The organism is Shigella sp. FC1967, from assembly GCF_001743005.1.
Lineage (GTDB): Bacteria > Pseudomonadota > Gammaproteobacteria > Enterobacterales > Enterobacteriaceae > Proteus.
In genome coordinates this window covers 1-240 of sequence record NZ_MIIZ01000319.1, presented here as the reverse complement: position 1 = coordinate 240, position 240 = coordinate 1, and the positions used below count along the sequence as shown (strand labels likewise).

At 51.2% G+C, this 240-nt stretch carries 1 rRNA gene; it reads left to right on the top strand.

The window, feature by feature from the left end:
* A 23S ribosomal RNA gene (locus tag BHE89_RS02810) occupies positions 1-240 on the top strand; the annotation flags it as partial.

Below are 240 nucleotides of genomic sequence, written 5' to 3'. Positions count from 1 at the left end.
TGTAGGATAGGTGGGAGACTATGAAGTGTGGACGCCAGTCTGCATGGAGTCAACCTTGAAATACCACCCTTTAACGTTTGATGTTCTAACCTAGGTCCAGTAATCTGGATCGGGGACCGTGTCTGGTGGGGTAGTTTGACTGGGGCGGTCTCCTCCTAAAGAGTAACGGAGGAGCACGAAGGTTGGCTAAGCATGGTCGGACATCATGCGGTTAGTGCAAAGGCATAAGCCAGCTTGACT